Raw genomic sequence first — 14854 nt, 5'->3', positions numbered from 1 at the left:
CGACCTCATGCCTGTAGGGCCGGAGAGCTTAGCGGGGGGCAGATTAAGAAAGGCTTAGGACTTAGGCAGAAAAAGGGCTTGCAGATCGCTGAGGAAATCGAAGCCGCGGGCGGTCGGTCGCAGCAGTGCCGGATCCGGCTCCAGCAGGCCCCGCTCGCGCCCCTGCTCCAGGCCGGCCTTGATGCTGCTCAGCGGCAGGCCGGTGCGCTCGGAGAAGCGCAGCAGCTCCACGCCGTCGCGCAGGCGCAGTGCGTTGAGCATGTACTCGAAGGGCAGCTCGCTGCGCTTGACCTCGTTCTCATTGGACACCGCGTTGCCCTGGGCCGCATGGCTCATGAAAGCCGCCGGCTCGCGCCAGCGCACCTGGCGCAGGATGCGGTGGGCAAAGCTCAGCTTGCTGTGGGCGCCGGCGCCTATGCCCAGATAGTCGCCGAACTGCCAGTAGTTCAGGTTGTGCGCGCAGCGGTGGCCGGGCCGGGCATAGGCCGAGACCTCGTAGCGTTCCATGCCCAAGGCGCCGGTGCGGGCGGTGATCAGGTCCAGCATGTCCGAGGCCAGATCGTCATCGGGCACCACCGGCGGGTTCAGCGCGAACATCGTGTTCGGCTCTATCGTCAGGTGATAGACCGACAGATGCGGCGGCTTGAAGGCCAGCGCACGGCTCAGATCCTGATCGAGCTCGGCGATGCTCTGGCCCGGCAGCGCATACATCAGGTCGATATTGAAAGTCTCGAAGGCCTGGGCGGCCTCCTCGACGGCGGCCTGCGCCTGCTCCGCGTTGTGCACGCGGCCCAGCGCCGCCAGCTTGGCATCGTCAAAGCTCTGCACGCCTATCGAGAGCCGTGTGACGCCGGCCTCGCGAAAACCGCGGAAGCGGTCCTTCTCGAAGGTGCCCGGATTCGCTTCAAGCGTGATCTCGCAGCCGGGTTCGAGCTGCACGCGGGCGCGGATGTCGGCCAGCAGGCGCTCGATCGCCGCCGGCGGGAACAGGCTGGGCGTGCCGCCGCCGATGAAGATGCTGACGACACGCCGGCCCCAGATCAGCGGCAGTGCCGCCTCCAGGTCACTGCGCAAGGCGTCGAGATAGGTTTCGGTGGGCAGCTCGCCGTCTTTCCTCCACTCATGGGAGTTGAAGTCGCAGTAGGGGCATTTCTTCAGGCACCAGGGCAGGTGCACGTACAGCGACAGCGGCGGCAGCGCCTGCAGGCTCAGAGTGCCCGGGCGCATCAGCTGCACCAGACGCTGAGCCAGGTCCGCGCCCTGTGGCGACACCGGCAAAGCGATGGGCCGTTCCTCAGCCAAGATGCCAGACCTCGCGCATCTGCTTGAGCAGATCAACCGAAGCCAAAGCCCTGTGGCTCAAGGCATTCTTCTGCTCGGCGCTGAGCTGCGCCACACTGGCATTCAGTGAAGGGATGAACAGCAAGGGGTCGTAGCCGAAACCGCCCGCGCCTTGCAGCGTGGTCAACAGCTGGCCCTGCCAGCGCCCCATCGCGATCAAGGGTTCCGGGTCATCGGCGGAGCGCACGGCGACCAGCGCACAGACGAAACGCGCGGCGCGGTCCGACTTGCCCTGCATCTGCTCCAGCAGCACGGCGTTGTTGTCGGCGTCGCTCTTGGGGCGATCGAACAAGGTCGCATAGCGCGCCGACAGCACACCCGGCGCGCCACCCAGCGCTTCGACGCTCAAGCCCGAGTCATCGGCGATCGCTGCCGACGCGCTCTCATGTGCAGCATGCCGGGCCTTGACCAGCGCGTTCTCGACGAAGGTGTGGAAGGGCTCCTGGGCCTCGGCAATGCCCAGCGAGCCCTGCGTGACCAGGTCCATCCCCAGCGGCGTGAACAGCACCTGCAACTCGGCCAGCTTCTTGGCGTTGTTCGACGCAAGAACAAGCCTCATCGCTCAGAGTCCCAAGGCCTGGCGCTGCAAGGCCAGCAGATCGCGGATGCCCTTCTCGGCCAGGCCGACCAGCGCATCCATCTGCGCGCGGGTGAAGGCCTCGCCCTCGGCCGTGCCCTGCAGCTCAACAAAGCCGCCGGAGCCGGTCATCACCACATTCATATCGGTGTCGCAGGCCGAGTCTTCGATGTATTCCAGGTCCAGCAGCGGCGTGCCCTTGAGCATGCCCACCGAGATCGCGGCCACCGCATCCTTCAGCGGCGACTGGCTGATCTTGCCCTGGGCCAGCAGCCAGCTGACCGCATCGTGGGCGGCCACGTAGGCGCCGGTGATCGCCGCCGTGCGCGTGCCGCCATCGGCCTGCAGCACATCGCAGTCCAGCTGTATCGTGCGTTCACCGAGCAGCTTGAGATCGAACACGCAGCGCATCGAGCGGCCGATCAGGCGCTGGATCTCCTGCGTGCGGCCGCTCTGCTTGCCCTTGGCGGCTTCGCGGTCGCTGCGCGTGTGGGTGGCGCGGGGCAGCATGCCGTACTCGGCCGTGACCCAGCCCTCGCCGCTGCCGCGCTTGTGCGGCGGCACGCGTTCTTCAACGGAGGCGTTGCACAAAACCTTGGTGTGACCGAACTCCACCAGCACCGAGCCCTCGGCATGTTTGGTGTAGTGGCGTGTCAAGCGTACCGGGCGCAGAGCATCTGCGCCACGTGCGTCCGTGCGGACAAAAGTCATGAGAGCAATCCTTCAGGGGGTTTTCTTGGACGAGCGCCGTACGATGGCCTCGTTGATTTCGCGGACCGAGCGTTCAATCTCGGCCTCGTCGAGTTCGGGGTTGTCTTCTTCGTCACTGGCCGCTGCGGCCTGGATGGTGGAGGCGAACTCGTCGTCGCTGAGCGACTGGGTCGAGATACCCAGAGTCACGTCCTCGCCGGCCTCCCATTCGACGGCCAGCACGGTGACATTGTCGCAGCGCGGACCGCCGTTGCGCAAAGCCCGCTCGACCAGCTCGGGCACCGCGTCGGCAATCGGCAGCTTGACCAGTTGCTCGGTGATGACCTCATCGCTGACGGTGCCCCAGAGGCCGTCAGAACACAGCAGCAGACGGTCACCATCCTGCAGCAGCATCGGGCCGGTGGTGTCCACCATCGGTTTGCCGGGGCTGCCCAGGCAGGTGAACAGCACATTGCGGTTGAAATGCTCGCCGGCGGCCGGGCTGCGGCCCAGGGCCTCCTGCAGCTCGCTGTACGAGTGGTCGCGGGTACGGGCGATCAGCTTGTCGCCGCGCACCAGGTACAGCCGCGAGTCGCCGCAATGTGCCCAGTAGGCGGCATTGCCCTGCAGGATGCAGGCCACCAGCGTGGTGCGCGGCGTGTCTGTCATGCCCTTGGAGGCGGCATAGGCCAGCAACTGAAGATGGCCGGCCAGAATGCCCTCCTGCAGGAACTTGGCCGGGTCGGCCAGGGCCGGTGTGGCCTCGCGCTGGAACATGCCGGACATGGTCTGCAGCGCCAGCTGGGCCGCGACCTCGCCCTCGGGGTGGCCGCCCATGCCGTCGGCCAGCGCGAACAGGCCGGCGTCCCGCGTGTAGCTATAGCCCATGCGGTCCTCGTTCTTCTCGCGGCCGCCGCGCCGGCTGACCTGAAAGACGCTGAACCTCATGGCTTGGCCCCGGTCTTCAGATTCTCAAGCTGCAGCTTCAAACGCTCGCTGAAGCTCAGCTTGGTGTAGCGGCGCTCGGTCTCGCGGGCCAACTCCTTTTGCAAGGCAAACACCGACTGCGGCCGGGCCAGCGGGTCCAGCGACATGCACCACTCGGTGACCTCGATCAGGTTGTCGGAGTAGATATTGCGCAGGCGCGACAGGCTCAGCGCGATGCGGTCCTTCTCGATGCGCTGTGGCGCATCGTTCGGCGGATAACCCTGCATGCAGGCGTAGATGCAGGCGCCGATGGCGTAGATGTCGGTCCAGGGGCCAAGCGTGCCATCGCGCCGGTACATCTCGGGCGCGGCAAAGCCGGGCGTGTACATCGGGCGGATGAAGTTGCCTTCCTTGCTCAGCACCTCGCGGGCGGCGCCGAAGTCCAGCAGCACGGCCTTGTTGTCATTGGTGATGAAGATATTGGCCGGCTTGATGTCCAGGTGCAGCATCTTGTGCTGGTGGACGATGCGCAGGCCGCGCAGGATCTCGTCGAAGAGGCTGCGAATCGTCGATTCGCGAAACACTTTGTCACGCTTCAATTCGCGCGCGGTGACGATGAAGTCCTGCAGGGTGTCGCCCTGCAGATAGTTCATCACCATGTAGACGGTTTCGTTCTCGCGCAGGAAGTTCAGCACCGAGACGACGCTGGGATGCGAGATCTGCGCCAGCGAACGGCCTTCCTCAAAGAAACTTTTCAACCCGAGTCGATACAGGGGCTGTTTCTCGGGTTTGACGCGGGGGGTCAGTTCTCCTGGGGAGCGTTCTGCCAGTGAAGACGGCAGATATTCCTTCAGGGCCACGAGCCGGTGCTCAGGGTCTTCGGCGAGATACACCACGCCAAATCCGCCTGCTGCCAGTCGCTTGACAATCTGATATCCCCCAACGACGGTCCCCGCAGGCAAGGGTGCCGGTTTCGGCTTTGACATAATCGGGTTTTGCTCGTCCGAAAGCTACATGGCAGTTTACAGCATGACCGGCTACGCCAGCGCCTCCTCCCGCCCTTCCGAGGGCGGCGAAGCAGCCGCTGCCGCCTCAGCCACCGTCACCGTCGAGCTGCGCTCGGTCAACGGCCGATTCCTGGATCTGGGCTTTCGCCTGCCCGACGATCTGCGCTCGCTGGAACCCGCGCTGCGCGATCTGATCACGGCCAAGTTCCGGCGCGGCAAGATCGAGCTGCGCATCAACACCCAGCGCGAGACCGATTCGGCCTGGCCCCAGCCGCAGCCCGATCAGCTCAACCGCCTCTCAAGGCTGGAGAGTTCGGTGCAGAGCTGGCTGCCCAAGGCGCAATCCCTGAGCGTGCACGAGGTCCTGCAGTGGTGCAAGGGCGGCACCGGCAGCGAGCGGCTGGACGAGGCGACGCTAGATGCCACCAAGCGCTGCATCGCAGGTCTCGCCGAGGCCCGCGCCCGCGAAGGCGACAAGCTGGTCACCATCTTGATGGAGCGGGTCAACCGCCTGCGCGAGCTGGCGGCCCAGGCCGAGCCGCTGGTGCCTGCCGTGGTGCAGCGCCAGCAGCAGCGCTTTCTGGAGCGCTGGCAGGAAGCGTTGGAGGCCACCGGTGCGGCCCAGACCATCCCCCGCGAGGCGCTGCAGGAGCGCGCGCTGAACGAGGCCGCCGCCTATGCGATACGCATCGATGTGGCCGAGGAAGTGGCGCGGCTGCGCTCGCATCTGGACGAAATCGCCCGCCTGCTGAAGGTCGGCGGCGAGGTCGGCAAGCGGCTGGACTTCCTGATTCAGGAGCTGCTGCGCGAGGCCAACACCCTGGGCTCCAAGGCCGCGGCACTGGAGTTGACGAATATATCGGTCGAGATGAAGGTCGCGATCGAGCAGCTGCGCGAGCAGGTGCAAAACATTGAATAGGGTTCATAGCGCCTCAAGAAGACGAAAAACCATAATACAATCAATGACTTAGAGCTGTTTCTTAGTCCCAGGCGATTTCAGGCAATCCAGGCAAAGCGCGCGCTTTGTATGTGGTTATTTGTGTGGGAAATTCCAATTCAGGCCGCTCCGCGGCTTGTTACACAAAAAGCTACACACGCCCTCGTGATCTGCTGGAGATTGCTATGACAGACCGTGTAACTGACAAGAAGCTTCTAGCCTCGCGTGCTTCAGGCGCAACCACTCGCGGGGTCGGTGATGGACTCACCTTCGTATCGAGCCCACGCAGCGCAGCGCTGGGCAAAGCGTCCTGGGTGCTGCGATATCGCGTTGCAGGCCTGCAAAGGGAGCTGACGCTGGGACGGTATCCAGACCTGACCCTCAAGGCGGCGCGCGAACTTGCCCGGCAGAAGCGCTTGCTCGTCCAGCACGGCATCGACGTTGCCGTCCAGAAGCAAGTCGAGAAACTGGCGATTCTCGAACAGCACAATGTTTCAGGTCTAGCTCAAGCGTGGTACGAGCGCCATATCGCCAACAGGCTCAAACACCCTGGCGTGGTCGAGCGGGTGATACGGAACTACATCAAGCCGACCATCGGCAAGCTGCCGATCTCCGAAGTTCGGCCCGCGCACATTGACCTCGTCCTGGCTCGTATCGTTGCCGCCGGTGCGCCGACCGTCGCCAACGAGGCCCTGCGCTACCTGTTTCGCATGTTCCACTTCGCGGCAAAACGCAGATGGATTGAAGGCAATCCGGTGGCAGGTTTTGATCTCTCGGACGCTGGCGGTAGCGAGTCCCCTCGCAAACGCTGGTTGTCACGAGACGAACTCGGCGCGCTGTTGGACGCAATGCCGGCGACCGATTCGTTCAGCAGGCAACGCGAACTTGCAGTCCTGCTGCTGCTGGCACTGTGCGTTCGCAAAATGGAACTCCTCGGCGCCAAGTGGAGTGACTTTGATCTTGAGCGTAGTGTGTGGTCGCTGCACCAGTCCAGGACCAAGACCGAGCAAACGATTCAGATTCCTCTTTGTCCTGCAGTGATCACCTGGCTTCACGAATTGCGAGTGTTCGCAGCCGGGAGCCCTTACCTGTTTCCCTCCAGGCTGCAGATTCGCGTTCGCAACGGAGTGGCGCGAAGCAACCGCTTTGGTCACATCAGTCCAGACAGGCTCAACTTGGCCTTGAAACGTCTTCCGATGCCTGGTGTTAAGCACTTCACCGTCCATCACATGAGGCGGACGGCGCGGACGCATTTGGCAGGGATGGGCATCGACTGGCACATCGCCGAACGGGTGCTGAGTCACAAGCTGGCCGGTACACAAGGCATTTATGATCTTCATGACTACTTTACTGAGCGCAGGATGGCACTGTCGAAATGAACTGAGTTGCTGGTCAGGTCTCAGTCACGGCCGCCCTCTCTGGGAGTTGTTCGTCTTCGATGAGCTCCAGCCTGAGCAGGGAGGTGAAGACACGGAACGGGCTCTTCTCCAGCGCCTCTTCGCCGACGGGCCTGAACGCCGTGGCGTGCACGGGCACGCCCGCCACCGAAAGGTCGTAATAACCCACCGGCAGCATGCCCATCACGGCAAAAATGCGCCGCACCACGGCCAACTCGGCCGCCGTTCCCAGGCGGATGGCCCCGTGCCGCTCTAGGTCTATCCGCCGCTCGGAAGCCGGCCTGGCCTCCTGTGGCCGCAGGCCATCGCAGCCGAGGGTCCGCGCGTTCATATCCGCCACCAGGTCAACCAGCGTGCCGTATTGGGGCACTTCCTGCCGGTACATCTCCGACATCGCTGCCGAAAAGCGGGTGCGGATTTCATGGGGAGAGACGAAACCAGAGGTGCTCATGACAAGCGATGCAAGGGACAACACCGCCGGAACGGCTACAGGAGGGGTAAGCGGCGTAACTGTGATGGCGCCTTGAAAGCGATCAGACGTGACCTCTGACACGGGCCACCGCGGTGAAGATGGCGTCCAGATGATTGGAGACCACGAGCTGCAGTGACACCGGCCGCAGGCCGTAGCGCAGCGCAGGCTCGGCCACTGCCGCGGCTAGGTGGTTCTCCGCCACCAAGTGCGCGGTGGCTGCCAGCTTCAGCAGCGCCGGGCTCCCTGGCCGCGCCGCCCGCATGGCAGCCAGGCGCCTGATGCCCGCCAGCGGGCGCAGCCCGAGGATCCTGCAGCCGAGCAACTGGGCCCGGTATTCCTGGGGCCCGGTCTGGCCTTTCAGCATCTCCAACCAAGGCAGTTCAAAGGCCGCGATCATGCTGTCCTGGATCGCCTCCGCATAAAGTGCCTCCAGGGGACTCGCATCCTCAGCGATGGCGCTGACCACCGCCGTTAGGGACTCCACGATGCCGCGATCGATGGCCAGGCTGGCGATCAGGAGGTCTTCATCCATTGAGGCGCCGGGTGCCAGCGCCACATCCGCCAGACATGGCACTTCAGGCACCAGCACCAGCGTGGAGTGGCCGTTCTCCGCGAGGTAGTCGCCGACGGAGACGCCCGCCATCGGCCACGCCTCCCTGGGGCCCGGCTGCGAGTACGGGTAGAAGAACACCCCCGGTGCCAACTGAGTGTCCTTGGCTCCGAACAGGCCTTCGCCGCAGGTGTTCAGGGCCAGGCCGCGCGCTTGCGCCTGCCGCGACAAGGCCGAGGCCAGGCCCATGTCCTCGCGCGAGAGATAGTAGAAGGCCCCCGCGTTTTCGGCGTTGTGCAGGCTCACCAGCAGGTCCGGGCGCGCCAGCTGCAAGGCGCGTTGGTAGGCGAGGTTCTCGACAGTGCTTCGATGATGCGGCGGCTGCCACACCTTCGAAGGAAAGGTGTACTCGGCCTGCTGCGCGAGCGCGGGGCGGTAGAAGTGATGGAGATACGCGGGCAGGTCCCGCTGCGAGAACCACCCTTCGTTCTGCTTCAGCGCATAGGGCTCGATCGACTTGATGAAGTGCCAGCGGAGCCCAGGGTCGAGGCGCATCCCGCTGTCATCGCACAGTTGCGCGATCAGCCACTCGATGGCGATGCAGCCGATCGGCTCGTTGGGATGGGGGGCGCCGACTACCAGGATAGAGGTCGCGCCCTCGCCGATGGAGATCATCTCGATCGGCGTTCCGAAGCGGTCAGTGCCGATCTGCTCCACCGCCACGCCAGCATGGGTGCGGAGACTGTCTGTCCTGCGCTGCATCTCCGCGAAGGTCGGTATTTTCAAGGCCCGCGGGTCGCCATCAAGAAAGGACTGAATGTTCATGATTATCAAATAAAACCGACCGGTTGGTTATTTATGGCAAATAAAAGGTCATCGTCGCGGCGACTTGAGCGCCGCACGGTGGCTTTCTCAGGGGGGCAGGCTTTTCAAGGCCTTGGGCGTGAGCAGGCCCGCCAGCAGGGTGTTGACGGCGGCGATGTGCATTTTGCGGTCACCTCGGTCGCCCAAGGCGTGAACGAAGATCCCATCGAGGAAGCAGCCCACCAGGTGCGCCGCGATCTCGGACGACAGCCCGGCCCGCAGATGCCCTTTCGCCTGGAGGCCCGCCATGCTGACGCGGATCATGTCCGCGCGCGCGTCGCTGGACTGCCGCACGGCCTCCCGCAACGCCAAGTCGGTCCGCGCCGCCGCCAGCAGCTCCATCTCGACATAGATGCCCTGCTGCAGATCGACGCCGCCAAGGTCGTATTCGGCGACGAGAAAGTCGCGCAGCGTGGGAACGTCATGGAATGTTGATACCGTCAACCACCTCTCGGTGGCGCGCGCCACCGTGCAGCACAGGATTTCGCTCTTGCTTGCAAAGTGCACGTAGAGCGCGCCGCGGCTGATCTTGGCCTCCTGGCATATCTCGCTCAGGGACGCATTGGCCAAGCCGCTGCGGTCCAGGCACCGTAGGGTCGCGTCCAGAATACGCTCTCGCATGTCTTCCATGTATACGGCGGAGCGAGCGGGCATAGTGTTCGTGGGTCTGGTCTGGCGTGGAAACATATTATGGCTTGTCAGCTGCGTGCCACGCGCAGCCGCCAGGGTGCGCGTCCCATGCTGAGGGCCAGCGCCATGCCGGCCACGCTGGCTGCCGCCGCCAGGCTCAAGGCGAGCGCCAGTTGCCCGAGATCCGCCAGAGCGGACTGCTCGGCGCTGGCGCCCAGGGCCGCCACCGCGATCTGGGCGCCCAATGCGCCACCCAGGGTCTTGGCCATGAAGAAGGTGCCGCTGGCGCTGGAGGCGCGCTCTTCGGGAACGCGTCGCATCAGCTCGGCCACCCCCTGGGTCAGTGCGATCGACATGCCGATGCCGAACAGCGTTGTGGCCACCAGCAGCTGCCAGACCGCCTGGTGGCACCTGATCGGCAGCAACAAGGCAATAGCCAGGATGCCGAAGCCGAGTGCCAGCACGCTGCTCGGCTTGAGGTGCCGGTCCAGGACGCCGTAGGCCGGAATCAGCAGGAAGCCGACAAGGCCCGTCGGCAGCAGCAACCAGCCCACCACTGAGGCGCTCGAGCCAAACCCCGCGCCGCCCGCGCTGGCGGCCCCAATCAGCATGGGGAACAGCACGTACATGGCAGTGCTGGCAATGCCCAGCAGGAGCGCCATGACGTGGATGCACGAGATGTCCCACCGCGAGAACAGCTGCACATCAACCAGCGGCTCGGGATGCTCGCGCTCGGCCCGCATCCACCTCGGCAGCACAACGGCGCCGAGCACGGCTAGGCCGGCGATCGAGAGCGCCGTGATCCACCCGCCATCAAGGACGAATTGCATGCTGCCTGAGAAGAGCGTCAGCATCAGCGCCAGCAAGGCCGCCCCCTTCAGGTCGAGCATCCGGTGGCTGCCGGCCCGCGCCACAACACCCTCCCCTCTGCGCCCGACCCGAACTAGAAACAGCACGCAGGGACCCACGAGCACGACTGGCAACCAGAACAGGGAGCTGGTGCCGAGCGAGGCGATGACCGGCCCGGCCCCCAGCAGCCCGGCCGCGGCGAAGACGCCTGATGCGCCTTGGATCAGGCCCTGCCCGCTCGCCTGCTTCTTCGGTGGCAGCAGTTCCGCCATGAGCGCCACGGCCACGGTGGAGCCGCCCACCCAGGCGCCCAGCAGGGCCTGCCCGATGACATAGGCAAACTGAGTGGGTGCGCACGCGATGACCAGCGCCCCCAAGCAGGCGATCGCCATGGAAATGCCGGTGACGGCCCGCTTGTCGTAAAGGTCGCCGAACCTGGCGATTACGGGCGTGAGGATCGCCACCGACAGGAACTGCACCGCCGATGCCCACCCGTATTCCGCGATAGACAAGTGGAATGTGGCGAGCACATCCGCCTGGCCCGGGGACATGGCCGCATCCAGCGCGGTGAAGACACAGGTCGCGGCGATGGCTGCGACCGCATCGGATTTCCTAGGACCTTCCATACGTCTTTCAGAGGTCGTAGCGCAAGCTCAGACCGACGGTGCGCGGCTTGATCGGATAGTACTGGCCGTAGAAGTTGCCTCCCAGCGTCTGCGTGATCGATCCCCCGCTGGCCCCGTGGCTGTCGGTCAGGTTGTTCACGTAGAGGGAGAGTTCCACCTTGTCCCACCCGAAGGCCAGGCGCGTGTCGAGCTGCTGGTAGCTGGACAGCTCGCCCGGCCCGTCGATGTTCGTCTTGCGCCGGCCCATGAAGCTGTGGGACAAGCCCAGCCGCCCGCTGCTGTCGAAGGGGCCGGCAAAGCTCCAATTCGCCGTCAGCGAACTCTGGAAGCGGGGCGTGCCCGGCAGCCTCGTTCCCGAGGGCACGGGGAAGCCGTTCGACGACTCGAACTCGCTCGACGTGCGCGCATCCACATAAGCGCCGGAGAGTTTCAGGGCCAGGCTTTGCACAGGGTTCCAGTCGACATTGGTTTCGATGCCTTTGACGGTGGCCTTGCCCACATTGGCAATCCCATAGTAGGAAAGCTCGCCCGTGCCCACCCGCGCGTTGACCTGGGCATCGTTCCATTTGACCCAGTAGACGGCCACGTCATAACGGAGCTCCTTGGACAGGCTCACCCGCAGGCCGGTCTCATAGCTCCACAAGGAATCCGGCTGATACCTGGTGTTGGAGCCGTAGTTGATCCCGCCGAACCGATAGCCCTTCGCGGCCGAGGCGTACCACAGCGCGTTCTCGAACTTGTACTTGGCGCTGATCTTGGGCGTGAGGCCGGAATCCGAGCTGATGGCCAAGAACTCGGGCGCCTCACCAAAGACCTCGGGCAAGGTCTGGGAGTTCGCGAACTGCCGCTGCGTGTTGCGGTAGAAGCGCCCGCCGAGGCCGAGGCTGAATGCCGGGGTGACGCGGTACTCCGCATCCGCGAACACCGCGCTTTCCGTCATCAGGCTGTGGTCGTTCTCCACCAGCACCAGGTCATTGGGCATCAGCTCGGCGCCCCAACGATCGGCCCCGCCGGGTGCCGTGATGCGCGCATCGAAGGAGTCCTTGTAGCGTTGGTACAGGAGCCCGGCGACGAAGTTCAGGCGGGCGCTGGCGGGGCTGGCGATGCGCAGTTCTTCGGAGACGGTGTGGGTGTGAGCCTTGCTGGTGCCTTTCACCAGCGGCAGCAAGGCCAGGCCTTCGACCGTGCCGATGTCACCCCACCCGGCAGAGAGGTCCGGTTGTGCCCACACATTCTTGGTGAGCACGGCCGTGCTGCTGGTCAGGGTGTAGCCCGAGAGGTCGGCCTCGACCTGGACGTTGCCGAAAGTGAAGCGGCCCTTGCGGGTCGACGGTGTCGGGGTGGAAATGCTGCGCTCGTGTTCGGACGGCGCAACCGCGAACCCGTCGCCGATCTGGGTTTCCTGCGTCAGCAGGGTCGTCGTGACCTTGATGCCCGGCGTGGGTTTGAACAGGCCGATGATGCGCCCCCCCCGCTGGTGCAGGGTGTTCGCCTTCGACTCCCCGGTGCCCAGGTTGTCGATGTAGCCGCTGTCCCGGCGGTCGAAGGCCACGATCCGGACGCCCGCAACGTCGGACGACAGCGGCGCGTTGAAGAGCGCGTAGGCCGAGCGATCGGTGCCGCCACCCGCCACACCCGCCACATCGACCTGCAAGGCGAACTCCTGGCGCTTGAGGTTGGGCTTGTTGAGCTTGTAGAGGATCGCGCCGCCGAGCGACGATGAGCCATACAAGGCGCCCTGGGGGCCACGGAGGATGTCGATGCTCTCCAGATCGAAGGGAGCCAGGTCTTCCGTCGCGGTCACGCCGACAGGGTCGGTGAAGGGCACGTCATCTACATAGATCCCTGTGGTGGACTGCTGGAGGCCCAGCGCCTGGGTGTTGGTGACGGTGCCAACACCGCGGATGGTGGGCAGCGACTGGTCGGGATCGCCCTTGTTCGTCTGCACGCCGGGCGCCAGGCGCAACGCGCCCTCCGCATCCTTGATCCCGGCGGCCTCAAGGCTGGCGCCGCTCAGCGAGGTGATGGTTCCGGCGACTTCTTCGCGCGACTGCCGTCGCTTGTTGGAGGTGATCACCACCGTGTCCAGCACCTCGGACTTTCCGCTCGCCAGCGCCGTAGCGTCCTTCTGCGCCGCATTGGGCGAAGCCGCGGGCTTCTCGCCGGCTGCAGGGTCCGCACCCTGGGCCAGGGCCACGGGGCCAGCCGCCGAGGCCAACGCGGCGACAAGACCCAGCAGCCGGCAATGGCTGCCTAGTGTGTTTGCACAAATCCAACTCATGTTCTGTCTCCAGTTAATAAAGACCGATCGGTCCGTTTTTTTAAAGATTAACGTGGATGGCTACTGCCGTCAACAGAGATTGCTCGGTGCGGGGACTAAATATCCAGCACCAGCTCGCCGGACACCGCCCGCGAGATGCAGGGCATGATCGACGTGTGGGCGTTGCGCTCCGCCTGGCTCAGGACAGAGTCGCGGTGGTCCGCTTTTCCGGCCAGCATCGGCACTTCGCAGGCCCGGCACAGCCCCTCGCGGCAGGAGAACGGCATCGACAGGCCGTTGCGCTCCAGCGTTTCGAGAATGGTCGCGCCCGGGGGCACGGTGAAGTGGCCTCCGTGGCGCTGGAGAACGATGTCAAAGGGCCTGTCGCCCCCGTCGGTAGGCGCCAGTTGGCCAGCGCTGAAGCGTTCGAAGTGCACCGCGCCGGCGTCGATGCCCAGCCCGGCGGCGGCGGCCGCAACGGCCTGCATTTGCGGCGCGGGGCCGCAGCAGTAGACATGGCTTGCGGCAGGCGCGTCCGAGAGAAACCCACGAAGGTCTGGATGGCCCTCCCCGGCATCTTCATCGACATACAGTAGCACCCGCTCGTGATAGGCCGCCAGGTCCCACAGGAAGGCCGCGCGGGCCCGCGAGCGGACACAATACAGCAGGCGCCAGCGCTGGCCATGCGCCTCGCACCAGCGGATCATGCTCATGAACGGCGTGATGCCGATGCCGCCAGCGATGAAGACGTGCTCTGCGGCGGCGGCATCGATGGCGAAGAGTGAACGCGGTTGCCCGGCCGTCAGGCGGTCCCCCGCCTTCACATGCTCATGCAGGTAGCGCGATCCACCGCGAGAGTCCGCCGGCAAGCTGATGCCCAGGCAGTAGCGGTGGCGCTCCCGCGGGTCATTCAGCAGCGAATACTGGCGGGTCAAGCCATTGGGAAGGTGCAGGTCGATGTGGGCGCCGGCCGTGAACACCGGCAGGGGTGTTGCATCGGCCCGCCGGAGATCGAAGCCGCGAACACCCTCCGCCTCCCGCGTCGTCCTGGTGACAACCAGTTCCATCGTAGTCATGATGTACGAGACCCCTTCTTCCGCTAGGCCGATGCCGGCAAATGCTGGTCGAGCAACAGCTGGTCCAGTAGCAGATTGAGTGTGTAACGCACGCCGAAGCCGGTCACATCCGTCGGGACATGGGCGAGCCCGCCCTTGTGCTTGCCGGAGGACAGGTCGATGTGGATCCAGGCTGGATCGCCCACGAGAAACCGGCGCAGGAACACCGCCGCCAGGATGTGGTCGGCCTCGGCTTCGAGCGCGCATTGCCGGATGTCCGCAACCTCGCTCTTGATCGCCTCCTCGTAGTCGAGCGGCAGGGGAAACGGCCAGACGCGCTCGCCCGAATCCTGGCCACTCCGGATCAACGCAGGCACCCACTGCGGGCGATTCGTGAAGACACCGCTCATGCGTGAACTGAGCGCTGCGGTGCACGCCCCAGTGAGTGTGGCGTAGTCGAGTATCAAGGCCGGGGCGTCGCGCGAGGCGAGCGTCAACGTGTCGGCCAGCACTATGCGCCCCTCGGCATCGGTGTGCGCGATCTCTATCGCGGTGCCGTTGGCCGCCCTCACCACCTCGTTCTGCCGGTAGGCCGCAGGGCCGATGGCGCGGTGGTCATTTGGTTCGCTCATGGGTGTGCCCGTCATAAATTGCGGACCCGGTGGGGTCGTT

13 protein-coding genes and 1 pseudogene are annotated in these 14854 nt (G+C 65.0%); 2 read left to right on the top strand and 12 right to left on the bottom strand.

The features are described from left to right. Positions 1-54 precede the first annotated feature (54 nt). From hemW to DES47_RS23975, 5 genes are all read right to left on the bottom strand, one after another. Positions 55-1227 carry a radical SAM family heme chaperone HemW gene (gene hemW / locus DES47_RS23995; RefSeq protein ID WP_133703330.1) on the bottom strand — a complete coding sequence of 391 codons (1173 nt, stop codon included), beginning with the start codon at positions 1225-1227 and terminating at the stop codon, positions 55-57. A 67-nt stretch (positions 1228-1294) separates the two neighbouring features. Then, positions 1295-1900, bottom strand: a complete 606-nt coding sequence (rdgB, locus tag DES47_RS23990; RefSeq protein WP_133703297.1) for an RdgB/HAM1 family non-canonical purine NTP pyrophosphatase — start codon at positions 1898-1900, stop codon at positions 1295-1297. A 3-nt stretch (positions 1901-1903) separates the two neighbouring features. After that, entirely contained in the window at positions 1904-2629 is a 726-nt protein-coding gene (gene rph / locus DES47_RS23985; protein ID WP_133703296.1) for a ribonuclease PH, read from the bottom strand. 12 nt (positions 2630-2641) lie between these two features. Next, the gene (locus DES47_RS23980) at positions 2642-3556 is read right to left on the bottom strand and encodes a PP2C family protein-serine/threonine phosphatase (RefSeq protein ID WP_133703295.1); all 915 of its coding nucleotides are present in this window, start codon (positions 3554-3556) and stop codon (positions 2642-2644) included. After that, positions 3553-4521, bottom strand: a complete 969-nt coding sequence (locus DES47_RS23975) for a serine/threonine protein kinase (RefSeq protein WP_133703294.1) — start codon at positions 4519-4521, stop codon at positions 3553-3555. The genes DES47_RS23980 and DES47_RS23975 overlap by 4 nt, the downstream gene beginning before the upstream one ends. Before the next feature lie 28 nt (positions 4522-4549). On the opposite strand from DES47_RS23975, the gene DES47_RS23970 reads away from it, so the two are divergent. Together DES47_RS23970 and DES47_RS23965 are read left to right on the top strand one after the other, a co-directional pair. Then, positions 4550-5461: a YicC/YloC family endoribonuclease gene (locus DES47_RS23970; protein ID WP_133703293.1), complete on the top strand. Its 912-nt coding sequence runs from the start codon at positions 4550-4552 to the stop codon at positions 5459-5461. A 203-nt stretch (positions 5462-5664) separates the two neighbouring features. After that, positions 5665-6858, top strand: a complete 1194-nt coding sequence (locus tag DES47_RS23965) for a tyrosine-type recombinase/integrase (RefSeq protein ID WP_243748442.1) — start codon at positions 5665-5667, stop codon at positions 6856-6858. A 28-nt stretch (positions 6859-6886) separates the two neighbouring features. Here DES47_RS23965 and DES47_RS23960 read toward each other — a convergent pair. The 7 genes and pseudogenes from DES47_RS23960 to DES47_RS23930 form a co-directional block, all read right to left on the bottom strand. Next, a pseudogene (locus tag DES47_RS23960) lies at positions 6887-7327 on the bottom strand (2-oxoadipate dioxygenase/decarboxylase family protein); the annotation flags it as partial. 82 nt (positions 7328-7409) lie between these two features. Then, positions 7410-8723 carry a M14 family metallopeptidase gene (locus tag DES47_RS23955; protein WP_133703291.1) on the bottom strand — a complete coding sequence of 438 codons (1314 nt, stop codon included), beginning with the start codon at positions 8721-8723 and terminating at the stop codon, positions 7410-7412. 87 nt (positions 8724-8810) lie between these two features. Further along, a complete protein-coding gene (locus DES47_RS23950) occupies positions 8811-9392 on the bottom strand; it encodes a TetR/AcrR family transcriptional regulator (RefSeq protein ID WP_166652141.1) in 582 nt (193 codons plus the stop codon). A 68-nt stretch (positions 9393-9460) separates the two neighbouring features. Beyond that, positions 9461-10867 (bottom strand): MFS transporter, encoded by a 1407-nt coding sequence (locus DES47_RS23945; protein WP_133703289.1) that lies wholly within the window; start codon positions 10865-10867, stop codon positions 9461-9463. A gap of 7 nt (positions 10868-10874) precedes the next feature. Further along, positions 10875-13148 (bottom strand): TonB-dependent receptor, encoded by a 2274-nt coding sequence (locus DES47_RS23940; RefSeq protein WP_133703288.1) that lies wholly within the window; start codon positions 13146-13148, stop codon positions 10875-10877. A gap of 95 nt (positions 13149-13243) precedes the next feature. Further along, positions 13244-14194 (bottom strand): PDR/VanB family oxidoreductase, encoded by a 951-nt coding sequence (locus DES47_RS23935; RefSeq protein ID WP_133703287.1) that lies wholly within the window; start codon positions 14192-14194, stop codon positions 13244-13246. Between the two features lie 32 nt (positions 14195-14226). Further along, positions 14227-14814 (bottom strand): M17 family metallopeptidase, encoded by a 588-nt coding sequence (locus DES47_RS23930; RefSeq protein ID WP_208115104.1) that lies wholly within the window; start codon positions 14812-14814, stop codon positions 14227-14229. Positions 14815-14854 lie beyond the last annotated feature (40 nt).

This window comes from Roseateles toxinivorans (genome assembly GCF_004362525.1).
Classification (GTDB): Bacteria; Pseudomonadota; Gammaproteobacteria; order Burkholderiales; family Burkholderiaceae_C; genus Paucibacter; species Paucibacter toxinivorans.
This window is presented reverse-complemented; position numbering and strand designations above follow the sequence as displayed.